The organism is Streptomyces sp. NPDC037290 (assembly GCF_055603245.1).
The window spans coordinates 511,106-535,274 of the sequence record NZ_JBVJVZ010000003.1; the positions used below are offsets into that span (position 1 = coordinate 511,106).

20 protein-coding genes and 1 pseudogene are annotated in these 24,169 nt (G+C 73.9%); 13 read left to right on the forward strand and 8 right to left on the reverse strand.

All coding sequences use genetic code 11. The annotated features are described in order from the left end of the window. Positions 1 to 180 precede the first annotated feature (180 nt). A complete protein-coding gene (efeB, locus tag ACZ7HQ_RS13010; RefSeq protein ID WP_470987966.1) occupies positions 181 to 1,452 on the reverse strand; it encodes an iron uptake transporter deferrochelatase/peroxidase subunit in 1,272 nt (423 codons plus the stop codon). Between the two features lie 56 nt (positions 1,453 to 1,508). Continuing rightward, the gene (efeU, locus tag ACZ7HQ_RS13015) at positions 1,509 to 3,539 is read right to left on the reverse strand and encodes an iron uptake transporter permease EfeU (protein ID WP_470988941.1); all 2,031 of its coding nucleotides are present in this window, start codon (positions 3,537 to 3,539) and stop codon (positions 1,509 to 1,511) included. Positions 3,540 to 3,784: 245 nt separating this feature from the next. Between efeU and ACZ7HQ_RS13020 the strand changes: the two genes are divergently transcribed. From ACZ7HQ_RS13020 to ACZ7HQ_RS13040, 5 genes are all read left to right on the forward strand, one after another. Continuing rightward, positions 3,785 to 4,450 carry a DedA family protein gene (locus ACZ7HQ_RS13020; protein WP_470987969.1) on the forward strand — a complete coding sequence of 222 codons (666 nt, stop codon included), beginning with the start codon at positions 3,785 to 3,787 and terminating at the stop codon, positions 4,448 to 4,450. Beyond that, on the forward strand, positions 4,447 to 5,058 hold the full coding sequence (locus ACZ7HQ_RS13025) for a phosphatase PAP2 family protein (RefSeq protein WP_470987972.1): 612 nt from the start codon (positions 4,447 to 4,449) through the stop codon (positions 5,056 to 5,058). The genes ACZ7HQ_RS13020 and ACZ7HQ_RS13025 overlap by 4 nt, the downstream gene beginning before the upstream one ends. Continuing rightward, the gene (locus tag ACZ7HQ_RS13030) at positions 5,055 to 5,810 is read left to right on the forward strand and encodes a phosphatase PAP2 family protein (protein WP_470987975.1); all 756 of its coding nucleotides are present in this window, start codon (positions 5,055 to 5,057) and stop codon (positions 5,808 to 5,810) included. The genes ACZ7HQ_RS13025 and ACZ7HQ_RS13030 overlap by 4 nt, the downstream gene beginning before the upstream one ends. Beyond that, complete coding sequence (locus ACZ7HQ_RS13035) at positions 5,764 to 6,429, forward strand: response regulator transcription factor (protein WP_470987978.1); 666 nt, start codon at positions 5,764 to 5,766, stop codon at positions 6,427 to 6,429. The genes ACZ7HQ_RS13030 and ACZ7HQ_RS13035 overlap by 47 nt, the downstream gene beginning before the upstream one ends. A 101-nt stretch (positions 6,430 to 6,530) precedes the next feature. Next, positions 6,531 to 7,862, forward strand: a complete 1,332-nt coding sequence (locus ACZ7HQ_RS13040) for a sensor histidine kinase (protein WP_470988944.1) — start codon at positions 6,531 to 6,533, stop codon at positions 7,860 to 7,862. A 95-nt stretch (positions 7,863 to 7,957) separates the two neighbouring features. Here the strand turns inward: ACZ7HQ_RS13040 and prcB are convergent, their stop codons facing one another. The 3 genes from prcB to ACZ7HQ_RS13055 form a co-directional block, all read right to left on the reverse strand. Continuing rightward, positions 7,958 to 8,812 (reverse strand): proteasome subunit beta, encoded by an 855-nt coding sequence (gene prcB / locus ACZ7HQ_RS13045; RefSeq protein WP_470987981.1) that lies wholly within the window; start codon positions 8,810 to 8,812, stop codon positions 7,958 to 7,960. 75 nt (positions 8,813 to 8,887) lie between these two features. After that, positions 8,888 to 9,835 carry a lysylphosphatidylglycerol synthase domain-containing protein gene (locus ACZ7HQ_RS13050; protein ID WP_470987984.1) on the reverse strand — a complete coding sequence of 316 codons (948 nt, stop codon included), beginning with the start codon at positions 9,833 to 9,835 and terminating at the stop codon, positions 8,888 to 8,890. Then, positions 9,832 to 11,316, reverse strand: a complete 1,485-nt coding sequence (locus tag ACZ7HQ_RS13055; protein WP_470987987.1) for a hypothetical protein — start codon at positions 11,314 to 11,316, stop codon at positions 9,832 to 9,834. Before ACZ7HQ_RS13055 ends, ACZ7HQ_RS13050 begins: the two co-directional genes overlap by 4 nt. A 211-nt stretch (positions 11,317 to 11,527) precedes the next feature. On the opposite strand from ACZ7HQ_RS13055, the gene ACZ7HQ_RS13060 reads away from it, so the two are divergent. Beyond that, entirely contained in the window at positions 11,528 to 11,911 is a 384-nt protein-coding gene (locus ACZ7HQ_RS13060; RefSeq protein WP_470987990.1) for a BlaI/MecI/CopY family transcriptional regulator, read from the forward strand. Continuing rightward, positions 11,908 to 12,801 carry a M48 family metalloprotease gene (locus ACZ7HQ_RS13065; RefSeq protein ID WP_470987993.1) on the forward strand — a complete coding sequence of 298 codons (894 nt, stop codon included), beginning with the start codon at positions 11,908 to 11,910 and terminating at the stop codon, positions 12,799 to 12,801. The genes ACZ7HQ_RS13060 and ACZ7HQ_RS13065 overlap by 4 nt, the downstream gene beginning before the upstream one ends. Before the next feature lie 37 nt (positions 12,802 to 12,838). On the opposite strand, the gene ACZ7HQ_RS13070 is transcribed toward ACZ7HQ_RS13065, so the two are convergent. Next, positions 12,839 to 15,193: a glycoside hydrolase family 65 protein gene (locus tag ACZ7HQ_RS13070; RefSeq protein WP_470987996.1), complete on the reverse strand. Its 2,355-nt coding sequence runs from the start codon at positions 15,191 to 15,193 to the stop codon at positions 12,839 to 12,841. Continuing rightward, positions 15,190 to 15,930 carry an HAD family hydrolase gene (locus ACZ7HQ_RS13075; protein WP_470987999.1) on the reverse strand — a complete coding sequence of 247 codons (741 nt, stop codon included), beginning with the start codon at positions 15,928 to 15,930 and terminating at the stop codon, positions 15,190 to 15,192. Before ACZ7HQ_RS13075 ends, ACZ7HQ_RS13070 begins: the two co-directional genes overlap by 4 nt. 85 nt (positions 15,931 to 16,015) lie before the next feature. On the opposite strand from ACZ7HQ_RS13075, the gene ACZ7HQ_RS13080 reads away from it, so the two are divergent. After that, a complete protein-coding gene (locus tag ACZ7HQ_RS13080; protein ID WP_470988003.1) occupies positions 16,016 to 16,678 on the forward strand; it encodes a nucleoside/nucleotide kinase family protein in 663 nt (220 codons plus the stop codon). A 6-nt stretch (positions 16,679 to 16,684) separates the two neighbouring features. Here the strand turns inward: ACZ7HQ_RS13080 and ACZ7HQ_RS13085 are convergent. Next, a pseudogene (locus ACZ7HQ_RS13085) lies at positions 16,685 to 17,559 on the reverse strand (hypothetical protein); the annotation flags it as partial. Between ACZ7HQ_RS13085 and ACZ7HQ_RS13090 the strand changes: the two are divergent. The 5 genes from ACZ7HQ_RS13090 to ACZ7HQ_RS13110 all read left to right on the forward strand — a co-directional run bounded on the left by ACZ7HQ_RS13090 (position 17,521) and on the right by ACZ7HQ_RS13110 (position 24,148). Continuing rightward, positions 17,521 to 17,889: a hypothetical protein gene (locus ACZ7HQ_RS13090; RefSeq protein WP_470988006.1), complete on the forward strand. Its 369-nt coding sequence runs from the start codon at positions 17,521 to 17,523 to the stop codon at positions 17,887 to 17,889. The pseudogene ACZ7HQ_RS13085 and the gene ACZ7HQ_RS13090 sit on opposite strands and share 39 nt — an antisense overlap. A 92-nt stretch (positions 17,890 to 17,981) precedes the next feature. Beyond that, positions 17,982 to 19,709, forward strand: a complete 1,728-nt coding sequence (locus ACZ7HQ_RS13095; protein ID WP_470988009.1) for an ArnT family glycosyltransferase — start codon at positions 17,982 to 17,984, stop codon at positions 19,707 to 19,709. 78 nt (positions 19,710 to 19,787) lie between these two features. Continuing rightward, the gene (locus ACZ7HQ_RS13100; protein ID WP_470988012.1) at positions 19,788 to 20,705 is read left to right on the forward strand and encodes a MurR/RpiR family transcriptional regulator; all 918 of its coding nucleotides are present in this window, start codon (positions 19,788 to 19,790) and stop codon (positions 20,703 to 20,705) included. Between the two features lie 448 nt (positions 20,706 to 21,153). Then, a complete protein-coding gene (locus ACZ7HQ_RS13105) occupies positions 21,154 to 21,534 on the forward strand; it encodes a hypothetical protein (RefSeq protein ID WP_470988015.1) in 381 nt (126 codons plus the stop codon). Positions 21,535 to 21,712: 178 nt separating this feature from the next. Beyond that, positions 21,713 to 24,148 (forward strand): SpoIIE family protein phosphatase, encoded by a 2,436-nt coding sequence (locus ACZ7HQ_RS13110; protein ID WP_470988018.1) that lies wholly within the window; start codon positions 21,713 to 21,715, stop codon positions 24,146 to 24,148. Positions 24,149 to 24,169: the final 21 nt, after the last annotated feature.

Genomic DNA, 24,169 nt, shown 5'->3' on the forward strand with positions numbered 1-24,169 from the left:
AGCGTGCCGTCATCAGGAGTGCCGTCCTTCGGTGGTGCGGGTACGACTGCACAGCGCAGCCTCGTGCCATCATGCCGTACTTGCACATCGCGTGCAGTAAGTGCGCGGCAAAGGCAACGGCAGGCCTTTCCCATGCGGAGGGAAAGGCCCGCCGTGGATGCCGGGGTTCGCCGGCTGCCGTCAGGCGGAGAGCATGCCCCGGCCCAGCCAGTCCCGAGTGTCCCGGACGCCGGGCAGGGCGAAGAAGTAGCCGCCGCCCGTCGGGGAGATGTAGTCCACCAGGGGCTCGTCGATCAGCCGGGTCTGCACGGCCTCGAACTGGCGCTTGACGTCCTGGTTGTAGCAGCAGAAGACCAGGCCCATGTCGAGGTTGCCGACGTTGTCCACACCGCGGTCGTAGTTGTAGCCGCGGCGCAGGATGCGGGAGCTGTCGGTCTCGGGCTTGCGCGGGTTGGCGAGGCGGATGTGGGCGTCGAGCGGGATCGCGGTGCCGTGCGGGTCCTTGGCGTACTGGGGGATGTCGGTCTCCTTGGCGCCGTCGAGCGGGGCGCCGGTGTCCTTGCGGCGGCCGAACATCTTCTCCTGCTCGGTGAGCGAGACCCGGTCCCAGAACTCGACCAGCATCCGGATGATCCGGATGACCTGGTAACTGCCGCCCCTGGTCCAGGCGGGCTCGCCCTGGCCGTCGCCGACCCAGATCAGCTTGTCCGTCTCACGGGCGGAGGTGACGTCCGGGTTGGCGATGCCGTCCTTGAACCCCAGCAGGTTGCGCTGGGCGCCGGTGGGGCGCGGGGCGTTCTGGAAGCCGTCGATGCGCCACTTGATCTGCATGGCGCCGCGGGTGTGCCGGGCTATGTCGCGCAGCGCGTGCAGCACGGTGTCCGTGCTCTGGGCGCAGATCTGCAGGGACAGGTCGCCGTGGCACTCGGCGGCGTTCAGGTTGTCGTTGGGGAAGGTCCGCATCGGGGTGAGCCGGGCGGGCCGGGCCCTGGCGAGACCGTAGCGGTCGTCGAAGAGGGAGGCGCCGACGCCGACGGTGACGGTGAGGCCGTCGGAGGGGACCTCGGGACCGAGGATGCCGTTGTCCGAGGGCGGCGCGCCGACGCCCAGGTCGGTGGGGGTGCCGCCGGAGGTGAGGAAGCGGGCCCGCTCGGTGATGGTCCTCAGCAGGTCGGCCAGGCCCTTGCGGTCGTCGGCGATGACATCGAGGGAGACGAAGGTGGCGGCGGCCGGGGCCGGGGTGACGATGCCGGCCTGGTGGGCGCCGTGGAAGGGGACCTGCGCGTTGCCGTCCGCGTCGGTGGTCTGCGCCTGGGCCGTGCCGCCGCTCTCGCCGAGGGCGAAGCCGCCGCCGGCCAGGACCGCTCCGGCGGCACCGGCGCCCAGGGCCGTCCGTACGAAGGAGCGGCGGGCGGGGCCGGCGGGGCAGGCCGACGGTTCGGCAGTGGACATCGCAGGGGTCCCTTCGGGGTGCGGGTGCGCGGACGTCATCGGGCAGGCTTCGGTCATCACGCGGACTTCCGGATCTCGAGGAGGTCCGGGATCGGGGCGAGGTCTTCCAGCAGCTGCCCGGTGGCGCCGTCGAGGCGCTGCTTGCCGGACTCTCCGAGCCGGTCGACGGGGGTCCAGTCGCCGCCGTGGTGGGCGGCGTCCAGGAGGTTCTGCACGCGGGCGATGTCCGCGTCGACCGTCGGGAGCAGCTTCGGCGCGCGGCTGGTGAGCAGCGGCTTGAGAACGGTGAGCAGTTCACGGGTGCCGGCGAGGTTGGCGTCGGCGGTGGCGAGATTGGTGCCGCTGCCCTCGTCGGTGTCGCCGGTCAGCTCGAACTGGAGGGTGTTCTCCAGGATCTCGTGCGCGCGCAGCGGCAGGTCACCGGGGTCGAAGTCCTGGCTCGGGAAGGCCTTCCGCAGACCGTCGGTGTCGGTGACGAGCTGCCGGGCGGGGGCCCGCAGGTCGGCGGCGGACTGGCCGTGCCACAGGCCGTACTCGATCCGCAGGAAGCCGGAGAAGTCCTTGTCCCGTTCACCGTCCGGCAGTCCGTCGGCGCGGCCGTCGATCTTCTGGTCGAAGTTCTCGAAGGTGCCGTAGGCGGCGCCGAGGGAGGCGTAGGTGCGGTGGGCGGTGAGCCAGTCGGTGCGGGCCCTGTCCAGGTGGCCGTGCTCGATGTCGTCGTCGAGGGTGCGGGTCTGCGTGACGAGCGTGGCGAGGCCCTGCTCGACGTACGCCTTGTACGCCTTCAGGGGTGCGGCGAGGTCCTGTTCGGAGACGGGGACGACCGGCTTGGCCGCGCCGCCGCCGCTCACGGTCACCGACGTGGAGGTCACGGCCTTGCCGCCGGTGGGAACGCAGCGCCAGGCGTAGGTGCCGCCGGCGACGGTGGCGACCAGGTCGCGGGTGGTGCCGGGGGCGAGGCCCTCGATCTCGCCGTAGACCGCGCTGGTGGAGGGGTCGATGAGGTACACCTCGGAGGTCTTGCCGCCGGTGTTGCGCATCTGGAAGGTCTGCCGGCCCGGCCGGGGCGCGGTGAAGCCCTTGCCGCACTCGGTCTCGGAGACGGCGACGGTCTGGTCGCCGGCGGGCTTGGGCCGGGAGAGGGCGACGACGAGTCCGGCGAGCACGGCGGGCACGGCGACCACGGCGGCCGGAACCACCCAGACCGGGCGGCGGCGCTCGGTCCGGGTGGTCTTCGGCTGTGCCGCGGGGCGTTCACCGGCGGGCTTGGGGGCGGTGGCCCGCACGCCGCGCACGAACAGGGTCATCACGACGGCCAGGTAGGCGACGTAGGCCACCACCTGCAGCCAGGTCATGGTCGGGGTGAGGTTGAGGACGCCCTGCACGAGGGTGCTGTACCAGGAGCCGGCGTCGACGCTGCTCGCCAGGTCGACCGCGTAGGCGGACTTGCCGGGCAGCACGCCGCCCTCCTGCAGGTCGCGCAGGCCGTAGCCGAGGACGCCGGCGGCGATGACGATCAGTACGGCGCCGGTGGCGGTGAAGAACCTCGTCAGGTTGATCTTCAGGACGCGCCGGTACAGGCCCCAGCACAGGCCCGTCGCGAGGACGAGGCCGATGCCGGCGCCGGTCAGCGGTCCGGCCGACTCGCCGGCCGCCTGCGCGGTGGTCCACAGGAACAGGGCCGTCTCCAGGCCCTCACGGCCGACCGCGAGGAAGGAGGTGAGGATCAGCACGCCGGAGCCCATGGCGAGGGCGCCGGTCACCTTCTCCTTCAGCTCACCGGAGAGGCTGCGGGCCGAGCGGCGCATCCAGAACACCATGGCGGTGACGAACGCGACGGCGATCACGCTGAGGGTGCCGCCGAACGCCTCCTGGGCGGTCTGCGGCATGGACGCGGCGGTGAAGGTGAGCACCGCGCCGAAGCTCATCGCCACGGCGACGGCGGCCAGCACACCCGTCCACACCTGGGGCAGCCGGGCGCGCGCCCCGGCCCGCACCAGGGTGGCGACCAGGATGGAGACGATCAGTCCGGCTTCGAGCCCTTCCCTGAGTCCGATCAGGAAACTCGGAAACGCGTCGTCCCACATGCCCTGCTGCCCTCCCACTTAGTTAGTGAAGGCATGCCTTACCTTCGCGGACCATCATGACCATGGCCGTGTAGTCGATCGGTCATGAAGTGGCAATGGGCGGGCAAAGTCCGGGAACGTTCGCCACTCTCCGTTCGTCTACAGGTCGGTAGACCGTCTACAAATGTGTAGTCGGATCTTCCCGAGGCAAGTCGTTCTCCACGCAAGTCGTTCTCCACGCAAGTCGAAGGAAAGGGCGTACGGCGATGGCCACTCCCCCACACCTGGCGTCGCAGCTCGCGGTCAACGTGCTCGACGCCCACTCGCTGCTCGCCGCCTTCGGCGTGCTCGGCGTCGGCGTCGTGCTCTTCGCCGAGACCGGCCTGCTGATCGGGTTCTTCCTGCCCGGCGACTCCCTGCTGTTCACGGCGGGTCTGCTGTGCACGGGCACGTCCGACCGCGGGGTGCACCTGTCGCTCGGTCCGCTGCTCGTGGCGGCGGCCGTCGGCGCCCTCGCCGGCTCTCAGTGCGGGTTCCTGATCGGCCGGAAGGCGGGCGGCGCGCTGCTGGCCCGCACCCGGTCGGCGAAGCTGCGCGAGGGCGCGCACCGCGCCGAGGAACTGCTGGAGCGCTACGGCCACGCGAAGGCGATCGTGCTCGCCCGCTTCGTCCCGGTGGTGCGCACGGTGCTCAACCCGATGGCGGGCGCGCTCGGCGTGCCGGCGCGGACCTTCACCCTCTGGCAGGTGGCGGGCGGCCTGGTGTGGAGCCTCGGTCTCACCCTCGGCGGCTACGCGCTGGGCTCCTCGATCCCGAACGTCGACAAGTACCTGCTGCCGCTGATCGCGCTGATCGTGCTCCTCTCCCTCGCCCCCCTCGCCGCCGAGGTGCTGCGCTCCCGCAGGGCGGCCAAAGAGGAGGCCGGCGGATGACGTACGCCCTCGCGGGCCCGCCGGCGGACGGGCCGCTCTACACCGACGTGGTCGACCTCGCCCACCGCACCCCCGGCTGGCTGGACGACACGATCGCCGTCTGGTCGGCCTACGGTCTGGCGGTGTTCGCGCTGCTCATGCTCGTGGGCTGGTGGCGGGCCCGCCGGGACGGGGCGGCCGCGGCCATGACGGCGCTCATGGTGCCGCTGGCGGTGGTGGTGGCGTTCGGGGTGAACAGCGCCGTGAAACCGCTGGTGGCCGAGGACCGGCCGTGCCGACACCTCGGCTTCCGCACGCTGGAGGCGTGTCCGGCGCGGGGCGACTGGTCGTTCCCGAGCAATCACACCGCGGTCGCCTTCGCCGCGGCGGTCGCCCTGTTCTTCGTCTCCCGGCGCCTGGGCGCGGTGGCGTCGGTGTGCGCGCTCGCCATGGCGGCGTCCCGGGTGTGGGTCGGGGTGCACTACCCGCACGACGTCGTCGCGGGGGCGGCGCTCGGCGGGCTGGCCGGCTACCTCTCGATGCTCGCCCTGCGGCGGTGGCCGACGGGACTCGCGGCCCGGCTGTCGGCGACCTGGCTGCGCCCGCTGCTGAGGTCGGGAACCGCATGAGGCCCAGGGACCTCGCGGAGTCGGCCGGTTCCGTGGCCCTGGGCGCCTGGATCGCGTTCGCGGCGCTGACCGCGGTGGTGGTGAGCGCCCAGGGCGACCCGCTCTCCGTGGACCGGGGTCTGCTGTCCTGGTCCGTGGGGCACCGCCCGCCGGTGGCGGTGGCGGTGGCCCGCGGGCTGACCGCCACGGGCACCGGCGTGGTGCCGTACGTCCTGGCGGTCCTGGCCGGGCTGATCGCGGGGCGCACCCTGCGGCAGCGGCTGGTCGCGGTGCCGCTCGGCCTCGTGTGCCTCGGCGCGGGCCAGGCGGTCCGGTACGGCGTGATGGAGGGGGTCGGCAGGGCCCGCCCGCCGGGGTACGACTGGCAGACCCACGCCTCCGGCTGGTCGTTCCCGTCCGGTCACACCACCACGGCCGCGCTGACGGCCGGCCTGCTGGTCATCGCCCTGTGCCTGCGCGCCCCGCGCGGCCGGACCGCGCTGTGTGTGCTGGTCGCGTGCTGGGGGGCGGGGGTCGGGCTGACCCGTGTGTTCCTGGGCGTGCACTGGTTCACCGACGTGGCCGGCGGCTGGCTGTTCGCGGCCGGCTGGCTCGGTGTGTGCGTCTGCGCGGGGGCCCGGTGGCTGCCCGCGCGTTCCGTCCCCCGTGCCCCCGAGGCGGGCACATCCCAGCCGAGTGACACGGCCGACGGGCCGGTGGAGAGACATGCGCCCCAGGATCCTCATCGTCGAGGACGATCACGCGCTGCGTGACGTGCTGCGCCGTGGACTGCACGACGAGGAGTTCGACACGGTCTGCGCCGGTGACGGTGCCACCGCGCTGCGGCTGGCGACACCGGAGGTGTCCGCCGTCGTGCTGGACGTCGGCCTGCCCGACGCCGACGGCCGTGACGTCTGCCAGGCGATGCGCGCGAGCGGCTTCCTCGCCCCGGTCGTCTTCCTGACCGCGCGACAGGGGCTCACGGACCGGCTGTCGGGCTTCTCGGCCGGCGGTGACGACTATCTGCCCAAGCCGTTCCACCTCGCCGAGCTCGCCGCGCGGCTGCGCGCGGCCCTGCGCCGGGCCGCGCCGCCCGCCCCGTTCGCCGCCGCCGGCGAGCTGGTGCTGGACGCCGTCCGGCACAGCGCCACCGTGCGGGGAAGCCGCGTCGATCTCACCCCGACGGAGTTCCGGCTGCTCGCGTCGCTCAGCGCGGCCGGCGGGGAGCTGGTGCGGCGCCGCGATCTGCTGCGCGCCGGCTGGCCTGAGGGGGCCCAGGTCAGCGACAACACCCTGGACCAGTACCTGACCCGGCTGCGGCGCAAGCTGCGCAGCGCCGGCAGCGAGCTGACCATCGCCACCGCACGCGGGATCGGCCACCGCCTCGCATGACCTTCGCCGACCGCACCCGATCACCGCTGGGCCGCGGACGACGGCTGCCCGATCGCACGGGCACGTCCCGCATCCGGACCCCGTCGCTCCTCGCCCGTCTCATGCCGCGCACCCTGCGCGGCCGGCTCTCGCTGGTCGCCCTGACCACGGCCGCGCTGCTGATGGTGATCCTCACCGTGGCGTTCAACGGCGTGGCCCGCCACAGTCTGCAGCGGGAGGCCGACGACGAGCTGCGCACCCGCGCGGCGGCCGTAGCCACGACCATCGACACCCGGAACGGCCGGGTGCGGGTGCTGGAGACCTCCGGCGACCGGCTCCTGGACACCAACGCGTGGATCTACACCGGTGGCAGGCTGCTGGAGCGGCCTCCGTCCGGGGCCGGTGCGCTCACCCGCGCCGCCGATGCCCTGGCCGCCCGCGGCCGGCGCGGCTGTGTCACGGTGCACGGCCCCGACGCGGTCCGGCTGTGTGCCCAGCCGGTGCCCGGGGCGACGACGCGGGCCACCGTGGTCACGGCGCTGGACCTCGGCCCCTACCAAAGCTCGGCCCGGACGCTGTTGCTGGGCTCGTTCGCGCTGGACGCGGTGATGCTGGCCTGCACCTATGCGCTGACCCGGCTGGCGGTGGGCCGGGCGCTGCGGCCGGTGCGCACGATGACGGACCAGGCGACGCAGTGGAGTGCCGTGGGTTCCGAGGAGCGCTTCGCCGACCGCGGCCGGCCCGCCGAACTGGCCGCGCTCGGCGTCTCGTTGGACGCCCTGCTGGACCGGATCCGGGCGGTGCTGCGGCACGAGCGGCAGCTCACCGGCGAACTGTCGCACGAACTGCGCACCCCGCTCAGCCGGATCGTCGCCGAACTGGACTGGTGGCACTCCCGCCCGCGCTCCGACGCCGAGACCCGGGCCTGTCACGAGGTCGTGGCCGAGGCCGCGCAGTCGATGCGCACCATCTGCGACACCCTGCTGGACGAGGCCCGCGAGGGCGTCCCGACGGCGCCGGGCACCGCCGACATACCGGCGGTGCTGCACCACCTGTCCACTGCCCTGGACGCCCCGGACGTAGTGCGGGTCGTCGTCGCGACCGGTCCCGCGCCGCTCACGGCCGGGGTCCAGCCGGCGCTCCTGGAACGGATCGTCAGCCCGCTGCTGGCCAACGCCGTCCGCTACGCCCGTACGACGGTCACGCTCACCGCCCGCCGTGCGGCCGACGGCATACGGGTCGACGTCACCGACGACGGCCCGGGCGTGCCCGAGGCCTTCATGGACCAGCTCTTCCAGCCCGGCCGGCGGGCCGAGCCCGACGACGGACACGGCGGTGCGGGCCTCGGGCTGCCGCTCGCGCGGCGCCTGGCCCGCTCCGCGGGCGGCGAGGTGGCCCACGATCCCGGGCACGGGCCCGGTGCGCGGTTCGTGGTCACCCTGCCCACCGGGTGAGGCGACTGCTGTCAGGCGGTCACCTCGGCCGGCGGCCACGCCCATGTTGTCGGTGAGGTGGCCGCCGGCCGGGGAGCGCGCCGCGTGGGAGGGGATCAGGGCGTGGCGTACGGTCCGTCCGGGCGGCCGGTGCGCTGTTCGAGCATCTCCCGGCTGAGTTCCTCGGTCTCCGGCTCCGGCAGCCGCTCGAAGCCGTCCTCGGTGATGACGCAGAGGACCGGGAAGATACGGCGGTTCAGATCGGGGCCGCCGGTGGCCGAGTCGTCGTCCGCCGCGTCGTACAGCGCCTGGAGCGCGGTCAGGGCGGCCTCGCGGCGGGTGAGGCCCGTGCGGTACAGCTTCTTCAGGGCGCCCCGGGCGTACGGGGAGCCGGAGCCCTCGGCGTAGAAGTCCTGTTTCTCGTAGAGACCGCCGGCCGCGTCGAAGCCGAAGACGCGGCCGCGGCCGCCCTCGGGTGCCGTGAGGTCGTACCCGGCGAGCAGCGGGACGACGGCGAGGCCCTGCATGGCCTGGGCGAGGTTCTGCCGGATCATGGCCGCGAGGCGCGTCGCCTTGCCGGCCAGGGTCATCGGGGTGCCCTCGATCTTCTCGAAGTGCGTGAGTTCGACTTGGTAGAGCCGCACCATGTCGACGGCCAGGCCGACGGTGCCGGCGAAGGCGACGGCGGTGAAGTCGTCGGCGGGATGCACCTTCTCCAGGTCGCGCTGGGCGATGAGGTTGCCCATGGTGGCCCGGCGGTCGCCGGCTATGAGCACACCGTCGCGGTAGGTGAGGGCCAGCACGGTGGTGCCGTGCGGGAACCGGTCGGGGGCCATCCGTACGCCGTCGGGCAGCGAACGCGCGGTGGGCAGCAGACCGGGTCGGTGCGCGGCCAGGAACTCCGTGAAGGACGACGTCCCCGGCGTGAAGAACGCCTCGCTCGGCAGCCCCGCTGTGTCGTTCCCCGGCATGGCTCTCCCCCTCGTGTCGCGGCACCTGACATCCGACTCCTACCTGGGCCGGGCGCGCGGGAAACTCCCCGTCCCTCACAGGGCTTTGCGGCGCACCAGCATCCCGAGCACGAGCAGCCCGGGAAGCAGCGGCAGCCACACGGTCAGCAGCCGGTAGCCGAGCACGGCGGATGCGGCGGCCGCCGCGGGGGCGCCGGAGGCGGTGAGCGCGAGGGCGAGTGCCGCGTCCAGGGAGCCGAGGCCACCCGGGGTCGGCAGCAGGGCGGCGGCGCTGCTCGCGGCGAGGTACAGCAGGGCCACCTGGAGCGGGGGCAGCGGCAGACAGACCGCCCGGGTGACGGCGATGAGCACCAGACTGTGCAGTGCGGCGAAGGCGAGGGAGCCGCCCCACAGGGCCGCGGCCCGCCCGGGGCTGAGGTGCACGGCGCGGATGTCGCTCAGCACGGCCGACAGGGCCCGCCGGAAGCGTCCCCACCAGGGGGTCGCCGACAGGGCCGCGAGCAGGACGAGACCGCCCAGGGCGGCGGCGAGGGTCGCCGGTGTCGGGCGCGGCAGGCGCAGCAGTCCCGGGCAGGCCGGGGTGAGCACCGCGATCAGCGCCAGGCGGACGGTGGCGCCGGCGGCGGCCTTGACGGCGACGGCGCTGGCCGAGCGGCCCGCGGGCAGTCCGCAGCGCATCAGGAACCTGAGGTTCACCGCGCCCGCGCCGAGCCCCGCGGGCAGCAGGTGGCCCGCGGCGGAGGCGGCGAACTGGGCGGCGACCAGCCGGGGTCCGGGCAGCCTTCGTACGACCGCGCCCTGTTGGGCGACCGCGGAGGCCGCCCAGGTGCCGACGGCCGCTGCCGCGCCGGCCAGCAGCCAGCCCTGGTCGGCGCCGGCCAGCCGCCAGGCTCCGCTCTCGACCGCGGGCCAGTGCCGGCGGGCCAGGTACAGCCCGCCGAGCAGGACGGCGAGGAGAACGCCGGCGTGCCAGCAGGCGCGGCGCCGGCCGAGGGAGGCGGTGAGGTCCGCCGGTGACGTCATCGGCCGCTCCCCGGCACGGAGTAGTACAGCCGCCCGCCGTCGTAGGACCGGGCCGGCCAGTCGTGGGCGTAACCGGGCGGCCGGGAGCCGGCGGTCACCAGTACGGCGACCGGGATCCGCCGGGCGGTGCCGGCGATGCCGTGCTCGGTGCTGTTGGCGTTGTGCCCGCTCGTCGCGGCCGAGGCGCAGCCGGTGTAGAAGGCGATCGGGATGGCCTCGTCCCCGGTGAGCAGACAGGGCGGGCGGACGCCGAGCCGGTGCAGGGCGGCGGCCGTACGGGACCAGCCGCGGTGTTGCGCGGTGGTGGCGTCCACCGTGTGGACCAGGACGGCCAGTTGCACCGTGAGGTGGGCGGCGAGCCCGAGGCAGACCAGCGTCGCGACGGCCGGGCGCCGGCGCGGGGGCGGGGCGCCGACCAGGTACACCAGCGCGTCGGCGGCCGGGAGCACGAGCAGGGCGTAGGCGGGCAGCAGGAAGCGCGGGGCCGCGTAGTCGATCAGGAACAGGTAGGGGAACGCGGCGGTCGCCGCGCAGGCGAGCGGCAGCAGCGTGGCCGCCGTGCGTCGGGCGCGTACGGCGACGGTGAGACCGAGCGCGGCGAGCAGGGGCAGGACGAACCACCAGACGGTGACCACCGGGTGGGGCAGGTCGCCGGTGCAGGGCCGGCACAGGGTGCGGCCGCCGAGACTGCGCAGCTGGTCGACGACGGCGAGGTGCCCGCCGAGGCCGCCCTGGATCGCCGCGCCCTCGGCCAGGCGGTGCACCAGGCCGCCGTAGCGGAGGTACGCCTCGACCACCCACTCGGCGGCGCCGGCCGTGAGCCCGGCGAGCAGCACCGCCAGTGGCCGGCGGCGGCGGTGCGCGAGGCCGAGGACAAGCAGGGGCAGCACCGCCCAGACCGCGTCCATGGGCCGCATCCAGGCCATGAGCGCGGCACTGGCCGCCAAGCCCCGGTAGGCCGAACGTCCCCGGCCGGCGGCTGCGCGCAGGAAGCAGCCGACGGCGCTCAGGGCGCCCACGGCGACCCAGTAGTTGGGCATGGCCTGCGGGCCGTAGAACAGGGTCACCCACAGGGAGGCGAACAGGGCGCCGGCGAGAGCGAGGACGCGGTCCCGGAACAGGCCGTGCCAGGCGCGCAGGGCCAGGAAGAGGGCGAGGCCGGACAGGACCGCGAGGTAGATCCGCAGCAGTGCGGTGGAGGACGACCAGGAGGCCACGGGCGCGACGAGCAGGGAGACGCCCCGGGCGCGGGGTGCGCTGAAGAAGGCCGCGGGGGCGTGCGCGCTGACCTGGCTGACGTACACCACCTCGTCCCAGCCGAGGCCCATGCCGGGCCGGACCAGGAGCAGTTGGGCCAGGGTGAAGGCCGCCGCCACGGCCGCGAGCGCGGCCGTGCCCCGCGTGCGCCGGGCGCCGCCGGGCGCGCGGTGGGGGCGTTCGCGCCGCAGTCCGGCGGGTGCGGCGTGCGCGCTGCCGGCCATCGTCACCCCTCTGCCCCCTCGGCGTGCGGACCCCTGCCACCCTACAGCCTGTAGGGCCGAGCGGAGTGCGGCAGACCCTGCCGAGCACGGTGATACGCCGTCAAGTCGTCCATATGGACGGGAAACGCGGCCAAACTATCCCAAATCTCTCCGCTCTGCCGAGCGGACGGGGCCATCCGGCCGACGGCACTACGCGCTGTAAGGTTGGGGTATGGCTGGCACAGGGGCCCGCGGCAGGGCGGAGCGGCGCAGCGCCGGTGCGCTGGAGAGCGAGGTACTGGCCGCTCTCTGGGCAACCGAGCGGCCACTGACGCCGGCGGAGATCCAGGCCGAGATCGACGGCGCACTCGCCTACAACACGGTGCACACGATCCTCAAACGCCTCTACGACAAGGGACTGGTGCTGCGCGACGCCGACGGGCGGCGCGGCGCGTACCGGCCGGCGAAGAACGCGGCCGAGCTGACCGCCCAGGCGATGCACGAGGCCCTGGACCGGGGCCCGGACCCGATCGCCACGCTCCAGCAGTTCGTGACCGGCCTGAGCCCCGAGGAGGAGCGGGCGCTGCGCGAGTTGCTCGCCGGAGGCGGCTCATGAAGTTCGACGTGTACAGCCCGCTGGTGCTGTCGCTGCTGCTGTCGGCGGCCGGCCCGGTGATCGCCCGGCGGGTCGCTCCCGCGCTCGCGGCCCGCGTGCTGACCTCGGCCGCCGTACTGACCGCCGTGGCCACCACGTGGTCGCTGGTCCTGCTGGCCGCCACGCTCCTCGGAGACGTGCCGCCGGTGATCCGCGAGGCCCGCGAGGACGGGCATCCGGTCACCGCTCCGGTGCCCGAGGCGATCGGGCTCGCCGCGTGCCTGGCGCTGGCGGCGATCGCCCTGCGGCTGTGGCGGGCCGTGCGCGCCGAACGGTGCACCCGGCGGGCCCTGCGCCGGCTGTGCGCGGGGCACCCGGCGGACACCGAGCTGATCGTCGCCGCGTCCGACACCCCGCAGGCGTTCGCGATACCGGGCCGGCCGGGCCGGATCCTGGTCACCTCCGCCATGCTGAGCGCCCTTGAGCCCGCCGAGCGGCGGGTGCTCCTCGCGCACGAGCGGGCCCATCTGGCCCACCGGCACGGTCCGCTGGTCACGGCGGCGACGCTCGCCGTCGCTGCCAACCCGCTGCTCGGCCCGGTGCGCACGGCCGTCGGTTTCCTGGTGGAGCGGTGGGCCGACGAGCAGGCGGCGGCCACGGTCGGTGACCGTCGGGCCACCGCGCGGGCGCTGGCCCGGGCCGCCCTCACCGCGGGCCGCTCGGCCACCGCCTGCGCCCTGCACTTCACCGACCGGGCGGTCACGCGGCGGATCGCGGCCCTGCAGACCAGCCCGCCCCCGCAGCTGTGGCCGGTCGCTCTGGCCGTCCTCCTCCTGGGCACCCTCTCCGCCCTCCTCGCCGCCGACGCGACGGGCGACCTGCTGCGGCAACTGTCAGGCGTCCTGGACTGAACGGCACCGACCGCACAGCGCCCCGCAGACAGAGCGGTCAGCCGCCGTTCGGCGCGCGATGGAGCGGCTGCTCGGGGTCAGGGCGGCGAACGACCGGTGGCACCGCCCGTACGGCCGGGCCGTCCGTACTCACGGTGACCGGTTCACCATGGTGGCGCAGGGTCAGTGCCGGCCCGTCCAGCAGCGCGTACGTCGTCTTGTCCGCGCCGATGTCCACCCGCAGCCGGCGGCCCCGGAACTCGACGTTGAAGGCGAGCCTGCTGAGCCGCTCGGGCAGGCGCGGCGCGAACCTCAGGCGTTCGCCGTCGCGGCGCATCCCGCCGAAGCCCGCCACCAGTGCCATCCAGGTACCGGCCAGCGAGGCGATGTGCAGCCCGTCGCGGGTGTTGTGCTCCAGGTCCTGCAGGTCCATCAGGGCCGCCTCGGTGGTGTAGGCCCAGGCGAGGTCCAGATGTCCCGCCTGCGCGGCGATGACGGCCTGGCAGCAGGCCGACAGGGACGAGTCCCGGACGGTCAGCGGCTCGTAGTAGGCGAAGTTCCGGGCGATCTGCTCCTCGTCGTGCTCCGCTTCGAAATAGTCACCGCAGGTGTACATGGCCAGTACCAGGTCGGCCTGCTTGACGACCTGCTTGCGGTAGAGGTCGAAGTAGGGGAAGTGCAGCAGCAGCGGGTACTGGTCGGCGCGGGTGCCGGCGAAGTCCCAGCGCTGGTAGCGGGTGAAACCGGCGTGCTGTTCGTGGACGCGCAGTTCGTCGTTGTACGGGATGTGCATGGCCTCGGCGGCGTCCCGCCAGGACGCGGTCTCCTCCTCGTCCACGCCCAGCCGAGCCGCCTCGCGCGGATGGCGTTCGACGGCGTCGGCCGCGGCGAGCAGGTTCTTCCGGGCCATGAGGTTGGTGTAGGTGTTGTCATCGGCGACCGCGCTGTACTCGTCGGGGCCGGTGACCCCGTCGACGTGGAAGACGCCCCGGGTGTCGTGGTGACCCAGCGAGCGCCACAGCCGGGCCGTCTCCACCAGCAGTTCCACGCCGACCTCGCGCTCGAAGACGGTGTCGTCGGTGGCCTCGACGTACCGGGTCACGGCGTCGGCTATGCCCGCGTTCACATGGAAGGCGGCGGTGCCGGCCGGCCAGTACGCCGAGCCCTCGGGCCCGGCGATGGTCCGCCAGGGGAAGGCGGCACCGCCGAGCCCCAGCTGGGCGGCGCGTTCCCGGGCCTCGTCCAGGGTGTTGTACCGCCAGCGCAGCGCCTCGGCGACGGCCGCCGGTGCGGTGTGCGTGAGCACCGGCAGCACGAACATCTCGGTGTCCCAGAAGGCGTGCCCGTCGTAGCCGGAGCCGGTCAGGCCCTTCGCCGGGATGGCGCGCTGCTCGGCGCGGGTGCCGGCCTGCAGGACGTGGAACAGGGCGAAGCGGACCGCCTGCTGAACCTCCTCGTCGCCCTCCACCTCGACGTCCGCGCGGGCCCAGAAGTCGTCGAGGCAGGTCCGCTGGTCGGTCAGCAGGCCCTGCCAGCCGTCGTGCGCGGCGGCGGCGAGCGCGGCGTCGACCTGGTCGGCCATCGCGGGCAGCGAGCGGGTGCCCGACCAGCCGTGGGCGACCAGCTTCTCCACCCGCAGCGTCTGCCCGGGCTCCAGGACCGAGGTGACCGTGAGGCGGGCCACATCGGTGCCGCTCTCGCTGCGGGTGGTGGTGCGCTCGGGGCCGCTGACCACGTGGTCGGCGGCCACGGCCACCCGGAGACCGCTGCGCCTGGTGCGGTGCACCAGCCGCAGCCGGCTGCCGGAGGCGAGGTGGTCCTCCTGCTCCAGCGGCGACTGCAGCGCCATGGCCGCGCGGGGGTCGCCGTTCGACTCCGGCAGGGACTCGTTGGCGACCAGCTCGGACTGGATCACCACCCGGCTGCGGTCGCCGACGGCCTCCACCTCGTAGGCGATCGCGGCCACCGCGCGCTGGGTCAGCGACACCAGCCGGGTGGAGCGCACCCGGACCGTGGAGCCCGCCGGTGAGGTCCACTCGCAGGTCCGCTCGAGCACGCCGCGGCGCAGGTCCAGGACCCGCTCGTGCGAGACGAGCCGCCCGTAGCGCAGGTCGAACGGCTCGTCGTCCACCAGCAGCCGGACGATCTTGCCGTTGGTGACGTCGATGACCGTCTGGCCCGACTCCGGATAGCCGTAGCCCGCCTCGGCGTACGGCAGCGGGTGCACCTCGTGCACGCCGTTGAGGTAGCTGCCGGGCAGGCCGTGCGGTTCGCCCTCGTCGAGGTTGCCGCGCCAGCCGACGTGCCCGTTGGACAGCGCGAACACCGACTCGCTCTGGGCGAGGACGTCGAGGTCGAGGGCGGTCTCGCGGACGGCCCAGGGCTCGACGGCGTACGACCGGTCGGTGATCACTGCTTGCCTCCCAGCTCGGCGAGGTCCTTCACGACCGTGCTCGCGCCGTGCGCGTACAACGCGTCGCTCTGGCCCACGCGGTCCACGCCGACGACATACCCGAAGCCGCCCGCGCGGCCCGCGTCCATGCCGGCCAGCGCGTCCTCGAAGACGGCCGCCCGGGACGCCGCCACGCCCAGTTCGTGGGCGGCGGCGAGGAAGGTGTCGGGGTGCGGCTTGCCCGGTAGGTTCCGTTCCACGGCGACCACGCCGTCGATCCGTACGTCGAAGAAGTGCTCGGCGCCGACGGAGCGCAGCACGTCCCTGCAGTTGGCGCTGGAGGAGACGATCGCCGTGCGCAGGCCCGCGGCGCGAACCGCCTCCAGATAGCGCAGCGTGCCGTCGTAGGCCTCGACGCCGCCGGTGCGGATCTTCTCCAGCAGCAGGACGTTCTTGCGGTTGCCGAGGCCGTGCACACTGCGGGCGTCCGGCGGGTCGCCGGGACTGCCCTCGGGCAGGTGGATGCCGCGTGAGCCGAGGAAGGCGCGGACGCCGTCGGCGCGGGGGCGGCCGTCGACGTATTCGTCGTAGTCGGCGACCGGGTCGAAGGGCCGGCCCTGCTCTCCCGCGTAGTCCCGCAGGAACGCGTCGAAGGTCTCCTTCCAGGCGGCCGCGTGTACGACGGCCGTCTTGGTGACGACCCCGTCGAGGTCGAAGAGACAGGCCTGGATTCCGTCGGGAAGACCGAGCTGAGTCATACCCTGCACTCTTCCCCGGGAGACGCACTCCAGTGGGTGGCGCACGCCACACGTTTTGCAAACTACGGGTGACACACTCTCCTGTGTGCCGCTGACTTTCGACGACCTCCTCGCGCGTGCCCGTGGCCTCGTCCGGGACGGCCGGCGTGCCGTGCTGGGTGTCGCGGGCAGCCCGGGTGCGGGCAAGACGACCCTCGCCGAGCATCTGGTGCGGGCCCTGAACGCCGACGGGCCGCCCTGGGCCGCGCACGTCCCCATGGACGGCTTCCACCTCGCGGACGCCGAGCTGGACCGGCTCGGCCGCCGGGACCGCAAGGGCGCGCCGGACACCTTCGACGCCGCCGGGTACGCGGCGTTGCTGCGGCGGCTGCGTGAGGACAGCGACGAGGTGGTGTACGCGCCCGGGTTCGAGCGCGTGCTGGAGCAGCCGGTCGCGGGCGCGATCCCGGTGCCGCCGGCCGCCCGGCTGGTGGTGACCGAGGGCAACTACCTGCTGGTGACGGAGGGTTCGTGGGCGCGGGTGCGGCCGTGTCTGGACGAGGTGTGGTTCTGTGTGGCGGACGAGGACGAGCGGATCCGCCGGCTGATCGCCCGGCACGAGGAGTTCGGCAAGGACCACGCCACGGCCGTGGCCTGGGTGCGGGGCACGGACCAGCGCAACGCCGAGCTGGTGGCGGCGACACGGGGGCGGGCGGACCTGGTGGTGCCGGCGGGTGTGCTGCCGGCACCGGTGCTCCCCGAGCGCTGACGACGCTCAGCGGTGGAGGGTGAGGGTGGGCTCCCCACGGCTGTCGCCCGCCACCGCGCCGAGGGTGGCCGTGAACGCCTCCGTGCGTACCGTGAGCCCGTCCGCGCCCTCCTCGAACGCCGGCTCGAACGCCCCGCCCGGCCCGTACCGCACGGCGAACACGTGCAGCCCGTCCGGCGCGCCCGGTGCCGGGCCGGCCTCCAGGGCGGTGGAGGACACCAGGTGGCGCCAGCCCTCGTCGGGGTCGCCGTAGCCCCGCGGGTCGGCGGCGAGGGCGAACGCCGCCTGCTCCTGGGTGAGTTCGGCACGCGCGTCGAAGTGGTCGGGGCCGGTGGCCGCGGGGTGGGTGAGCCGCAGACCGCCCGCCGAGGTGACCTCGCCCTCGGCGACGCGGCGCACCCGGTCCCCGTCGTCGGCGGCGTACGGCAGCCCGCACAGCAGGTACGGCGCCCCGTCGAGCCGCTCCACGGCGACCGTCACCCACAGGCCGGTGCCGTCGGTGACGTACAGCGAGCGCACATGGCGCAGGACATGGTCCTGGCCGACGACCGGTTTGGTCACCAGCTTCGCCGCGAGCCCGTCGGCGCGGACGTCGGCGACCCGGACCTCTCCGATCGGGCGGCACAGCAGGAAGCCGTCCGTGACCGGGCCGAAGCCATGCCGGCGTGCACGGCCGCGGGCAGGTAGTAGGTGCCGGCCGCCTCGATCAGCGAGGGGGTCATCCGGCTGTCGAACGCCACCGAGACCGTGCCGGAGCGCAGTTGGTGACGGACGGGAGCCGGTGCCGGGGTGCGGTGCCAGCGGGTGCCGTTCTGGATCTGCCAGACCAGCATGAAGGCGAAGTGCCCGTCGATCCGGCCGTCCCGTTGGACCGCGTGCCGGACGTGCGGGTCGCGGGCGGCACGCTGACGGTGACCGAGCGGCTGCGGGTGCGCGGCGGGTACGCCCAGGACGCGGGCACGCTCCAGGTCACCCTGCGCGCCGGCCGCAAAGCGCCGCTGACGGTCCGGCAGCCGGCCGTGCTCGGTTCGGCGGTGCTGTCGCTGCGGCTCGACACCGAGCGACCGCCGACGGCGGGCAGCGTGCTGCCGGTGCTGGACGTGCCGCGGCTGCGCGGCCGGTTCACCCGGATCGAGCTGAACCCCGGCGGGCTGCGGGCCGTACCCGTGTACACGGCAGAAGGTCTGTCGGTACGACTCGAGCAGCGGTGACTCCCCCGGCGGCGGGAGCGGTGCGACAGTAGGGCCATGATCCGGCCCGCGACCGTTCCCGCCGTGCCCCGGCCGGTGTCACCGCGGGGCGGATGATGGCGCGCGCACAGCACCAGGTCCTCACCCGTGCGGCCCCCGCCGAGGCGCCGCCACGGCCGGTCCCCGGCCGCCCGTACGCCGGGCTGCGCCGCCACCGGCGGTGGCTGGTGCCCCTGCTGGCCGCGCTGCTGCTCGCGCAGATGGCCACGGCGATGGTCACAACGGCCGTCCAGCAGACGCCGACCATCGACGAGCCGGTGTACGTCGCGACGGCCACCGACTATCTGCACGAGCACCGGATCCGCTACAACCCCGAGCATCCGCCGCTCGGCAAGCTGCTGATCGCCGCCGGTGTGGCGGTGGCCGGCCCGCACTACGACCCGTCGTACACCGGCACACAGGGGGACGTGGGCCGGCACCTGCTGTACGAATCGGGCAACGATCCCTGGCGTGTGATGCTGTGGGCACGGCTCCCGGTGATCGTGCTGACACTGCTGTTCGGGCTGGTCGCGTTCGCGTTCGCACGCGAGCTGACGGGCACGGCGGGCGGTCTGGTCGCGCTCGCGCTGTACGCCTTCTCACCCGACCTGATCGCGCACGGTTCGCTGGCCACGCTCGACGTGCCGATGGCCGGGTTCGTGCTCACGTCGGCCTGGCTGGTGTGGCGGGCACGACGGCGCCCCCTGCCGCACCTGCCGCTCGCCGGGGCGTTTCTCGGCGCGGCCGTGGCCACCAAGATGAGCGCACTGCCGGCGGTTGCCGTGCTGATGGCACTGGCCGCGCTGTCCGTCCTCGCGGCGCACCGCACGCGCGACGCTCCGCGCGCGCTCACGGGACCGGTCGGTGGCCGGCGCCGGAAAGCGCTGTCGGCGTTCGCCGGGGCCGCTGTCGTGGGGCTGGTGGCGGTCGGGGTCGTGTGGGCCGTGTACCTGGCCGTCGATCCGCGTCTGCGGTTCACCCCGGCCGAGCCCGTGCCGGCCCTCCACGGGCTGCGCGGTCGCCTGGTGGACCTGCTGCCGGTGCCCGACGCGTACCGGGCCGGGATGCGGGTGCAGTTCGGGCTGGAGAACCAGCCGTGGCAGGGCTATCTGTTCGGGCACCTGTACACCGGCGCGCTCTGGTACTACCTGCCGGCCGCCCTGCTGGTGAAGACACCGCTCGGTCTGCTCGCGCTGGGCGTGGCCGGTGCCGTCACGGCCGTGGTGGTGCGCCGGCTGCGGCCCGCCGCGCCGTATCTGCTGCTGCCGCCGGCTGTGCTGCTCGCGGCGGCCATGACGGGCTCCCGGGACTTCGGCACGAGGTACGCGCTGTTCGTGCCGATGTTCCTCGCGGTGGCGGCGGCCTGTGTGCCACGGCCCGGCCGGCGGTGGACGGCACCCGCGACGGCCGCGCTGGTGCTGTTCACGGCCGTGAGTTCGGTGCGGACGTTCCCGTACTACCTGCCGTACTCCAACGAGGCGTTCGGCGGCCCGGCGCACACCCACCGGCTGCTGCACGACTCCAACGTCGACTGGGGACAGGACCTGGGCCGGCTCTCCGACCGGCTCCGGCAGCGGTACCCGGGCGAGCGGGTGTGGCTGGTGTACAAGGGCAGCGGCGTGCCGTCGTACTACGGCATCCATGCCGCCGATCCGCGCACGGTGCCGCCGGAGCGGGTGCACGGGCTGCTGGTGGTGTCCGACTCCGCGCTGGCGAAGGCCCGCGGACGGCTCGCCGAGCTGGTCCGGAGCAGCCGTCCGGCCGGTGACGTGGGCCGTTCCATCAGCCTCTTCCGCCGTTGAAACCTCCTGCTCACGCCCCTGTTCACCACGGTGGGTGAGCTATGTTGAGTGCTTGTGGCAGACAAAGGAGGCGAAGGGGTGCCCTCGCCGCAGCAGGCCCGCGCACAGGCGTCGGCGATCACCTCGGGCAAGGCCGTGCCCGAGGCCGAGGCCGCACCGACCTCCCGGCTCAGGGAACTGTTCGACGGCCCGCGTCTGTCGCCGGGGCAGCGGCGCATCGCCCAGTACCTGATCGAGCACATCACCGAGGCCGCGTTCCTGTCCATCACCGAACTGGCCGACCGGGTCGGGGTCAGCCAGCCCTCCGTCACCCGCTTCGCCGGCGCCGTCGGCTTCAGCGGCTACCCCGCGCTGCGCGAGAAGCTCCAGTCGATAGCGCTGAGCACGCTCGCCGGCGGGCCGGGCGAGGAGAACCGGGCCAACGAGCTGCAGGCGGCCGTCGACGCCGAGATCGAGAACCTGGAGAACCTGCGGCGCGACTTCGCCGACCCCGACCGGGTCATCCGGGTCGGCCGCGCGCTGTCCCGCTCCACCCCGCTGACGGTGCTGGGCCTGCGCATCTCGGAGTCGCTCGCCGAGTACTTCGGCTACGCCGCCCGCCGGATCCACCCCGACGTGCGGCTGGTCACCCGGGGCGGCAGCGTGGCCTACGACGCGCTGCTGCAGTGCCGTGAGGCCGGCGGCACCTGGGTGCTGGCCTTCGCCATGCCCCGGCACTCCCAGGAGACGCTGCAGGCCGTCCGGGTGGCGCGCGGTGCCGGTCTGAAGGTCGCCCTGGTGACCGACCTGGCGCTCGGGCCGCTGGCCGACGAGGCCGACGTCACCTTCGCCACCGGCACCGGCTCACGGCTGGTGTTCGACTCCTACGCCGCGCCGGGCATGATGGCCGCCGCACTGCTGCAGGCCATGACCGACGCCGATCCGGAGCGCACCCAGGGCCGCCTGGAGAAGTACGAGCAGCTCTCCGAGCAGCACCAGTTCTTCATGAGGGATTGAGGCCCGAATCCGCCAGGTTCGCGCGCCCGTACGCCGGGCACGTGAAAATTCTGCGGTCGTCCCTGCCATGGACAGGGATCATCCACGACAAATCACGCATGAATGTTTTCATACGTCTTGCAAAGCGGACGGCATATATAAATACTGCTCACGGATCGCGCCCGGCCCACTCCAGGCACGTTCCGCACCTGCGGACTCACCGCTCGCACAACGCCCCGAGAAAGCCGACGGACCGCCCATGCGTACGCACGTCCTCACGCAATGCCGGTTCCCGACGCCCGGGGCTCCCGCACGGACACCCCCAGCCGCCGTCCCCTACCCACGTCGGCGCGCGGGGTGTACCGGGGCGCGTCGTCTGCGCGACGCGCCCGTGGCGGCCCCGGCCATCCCCTAGGCCGGGGCCGCCCCGCACCCGTCGGACACCCTCACGACGCCGCCCACGGAAGCGATGAACATGCCTCTGACCAGTACGCGCATCAGCCCCGACTGGCCCTGCCAGGTCAAGACGCCGGGCTCGTACGACTGGGAGCGCTCGGCTGCCAAGTGGCTGCGCGAGCTGATCCCCTCGCGCTACGCCAGCTATCCGGCCCTCATCCGGCACCCCGTCCTGCTCGCCCGGCACGCACAGCTGCAGGTCCAGCAGGAGATCCGGGTGGCCCGGACCGCGCTGCAGACCGCACGGGCCGAGCTGCCGATGCTCGGCCTGCCCGAGTCGGTCATCGAGCACACGATCAAGCTCTACGCCGCCGAGATCATGCAGCTGCAGCACATCGCCCGCAGTGTCCGCGCGGTCAGCGAGGCCCTCGCCGGCCGGGGCGCGGGCCGCTGATCCGCCCGCCCGTCCCGGCCCGCCGGTCAACGGCGCGGCACGGTCCGCCTCCTTTCGGGCGGACGGCTGCGGGGCGCCGACCGGCGTTCACCGCGGCGTCGTGTGAACGGTCGGTACGGGTCCCGTGTCAAGCTCAGATGAATCCTGACCCGGCAGACGAGTGATCGAACGGACCCGAATGTGCCATGCTCGTCGCGTGACGAGCGAGCCCGTGCACCCGCTTGACCCCGCCGGCGCCGATCTGGCGGCGCTGGCCAAGGTCGTGGCCCGGCAGCGCGCGGAAATGGAACGGCTTCGGGATCTGGCCGCCACGTCGGCGGTCCTGGAGCGGGCCAAGGGCGTGCTGATGGCCGTCACCGGGTGCACCGCGCAAGCAGCGCACGACGAGCTGCTGCACCGCGCCGAGGACGGCAACCGCACGCTCCTCGAACAGTGCTGGCTCACCCTGGGCGCCCTGCTGCCGCCGAGCGAGCAGCCACTCGCCGACCCGCCGGCCCCCGCCGGACCGCCGGCTGCCGGGATCCCTCAGACCGCGCCCGCCGGCACGAGGGAGCTGGCGAAGATACTCGGGCGCATCGGCCGCGACCTGCTCCGCGTCGGGACACCGCACGAGCTGGCCCAGTGCCTGCTGGACCACGTGGCGCCCGAGACGGACGCCGACGCCGTGATGCTCTACGAGCGGCTGCCCGAGGGCGGCCTCGAACTGATCGGACACGCCGGCGTCGACGCGACCCTCGCCGCCCAGTGGCGGTACGTGCCCCCGGTGACCGGAATGGTCCCGCTCGACGCCCTGCTCTCGCGCGAGCCCCGGTGGCTGGAGGACCTCGCCGCGGAGGGCGACCGGTTCCTGTTGTTCGGGGAGTCGCCCGAGCGCTGGCCCAGCCGGGCCTGGCTGCCCGTTCCGGCCGGGGACACCGCCCGCGTCGCCCTCGGCGTGCTGCGCCGGCGCGGCGGGCCGTTCGTGCCGCGAGAACGCGAGCTGCTGCGGGCCGTGGCCCGGCTGTGCGCGGGCCGGCTGCGCGCCTTCGACTCCTCCCAGGATCAGGCCGCCGAGGGGATCGCCCGGACCGTCCAGGCGGTGTTCGACGCGCTGCCGGGCGCGGCGATCCTGCTGACTCCGCTGCGCGCCGCCTCCGGCGAGGTGGAGGACTACCGCATCGAGGCCGCCACCGCCGAGACGGTCGACGTGTTCGGCCGGACCGGCCGGGAGATGGTCGGCAGACAGGTCCTGGAGAGCTACCCGTCCGTGGCGGGCGAGCCGCTGTGGCACGGCTACCTCGAGGCCCTGGAGACCGGGAGGCCGTACGAGAGCGAGCCGTTCGTCTACCAGGACATGGCCGACGAGGTGCCGGTGACCGCCGTCTACTCGGTGCGGGCCGCGCGGCTGGGCGAGGGCCTGCTGGTCACCTGGCTGCGGCACGACCCGGCGGACCGGCAGGAGCAGCGCCTGTCCGACGTGCAGCGGCTCGGCAACCTCGGCTGGGCCAACTGGAACCTGACCACCCAGGAGATCTCCTGGTCCGAGCAGACGTACGCCGTGCTCGGCCGGAGCGGCGCCGGGCGGCCGCTCGGTCTCGAAGAGCTGCCGGACCTCGCCCTGCCGGAGGACGCGGGCCCGCTCGCCCACGCGATCGGCAAACTGATCAGCCACGCCCGGCCGTTGGACGTGCCGTTCCGCATCGAGGCGCCCGCGGGTGTACGGCACCTGCGGCTGGTCGCGGAGGCCGGCACCGCGCCGGACGGCACCACCGTCGAGGTGCACGGCTTCGTCCAGGACCTCACCCCGCAGCGCAGCGCGGAACTGGCGCTGGTGGAGAGCGAGCGGGCGATGCTGCTGCAGCGCGGGATCCTGCAGGCCGAACGGGCCCTGGCCACCCGGCTGCAGCACGCCCTGCTGCCCCTGCCCCGCAAGCCCCGGCGGCTGGCCGGGCTGCGCATCGAGGTCGCCTATCTGCCCGCGCAGGCCGGCATCCATGTCGGCGGCGACTGGTTCAGCGCCATCGAACTGCCCGACGACGACGCGCTGTTCGTGGTCGGTGACGTGGCGGGCCACGGCATCGACGCCGTGGCCACGATGGCCCAGCTCAGATTCACGGCGAAGGGCATGGTCACCACCGGCTCCTCGCTGACCGGGGCGCTGGCGCGGCTCAACTACCTGTTGCTGCACTCCCGCGACAGCCAGACCACCGCCACCATCGTGCTCGCCCGCTACCACCCCGGCCGGCGGGTGTTCGCCTGGGCGCAGGCCGGTCATCTGCCGCCGCTGCTCGTACGCGGCGGCGAGGCGCGCTACCTCGACCGGCCCGGCGGCATGCTGCTCGGCGCGACCGCGGCTCCCTCCTACGAGTCGGCGGAGCTCCGCCTGGAGCCGGGGGACCGGCTGCTGCTGTACACCGACGGCCTGGTCGAACGCCCCGGCGAGAGCCTCGATGTGGGCCTGGAGCGACTGGCCGAGGCGGCGCGCTCGCACGGCTGCGGCGAGTCGGGCTCCCTGGACGCGCTGCTCGCCACGCTGCTCGCGGACGAGCGGCGGGACGACGTGTGCGTACTGGACATCAGGATGCCGCTGGAGGGCGTGGCCGACGGGGCGGACGAGGCGGACACGGAGGCGTAGGGCGCGGGGACGGTCCGCGCG